Origin of the sequence: Psychrobacter sp. TB55-MNA-CIBAN-0194 (assembly GCF_040309505.1) — a bacterium.
In the GTDB taxonomy this organism is placed as follows: Bacteria; Pseudomonadota; Gammaproteobacteria; order Pseudomonadales; family Moraxellaceae; genus Psychrobacter; species Psychrobacter fozii.
On the sequence record NZ_JBEOOW010000856.1, the window covers coordinates 1 to 232 of the forward strand.

Sequence of the window (232 nt, forward strand, 5' to 3'; positions counted from 1 at the left end):
GTTTGGCCGTGACAGGTTGTGATCGCTCAGATAAAGACGATAGCGCTGAGACGACAGAGGCAACAGTAGAACAGCCAGCAGTTGACGATAATGTCATCACGCCTGCCGTCAGTTGTGATGATCCGATGGTACAAGACCGCTTGAAATCCGCGCTAAAAAACACGCTCAATCAGCAGGCTCAAACGTTGGCTGCCAATTATGTCAATGAGGCAGAAATCAGTCTAAATAGTGG

Annotated in this window: 1 pseudogene; it reads left to right on the forward strand. The window is 48.7% G+C overall.

From position 1 onward, the window contains the following. Positions 1–232: pseudogene (locus AAEY75_RS17355) on the forward strand (hypothetical protein); the annotation flags it as partial.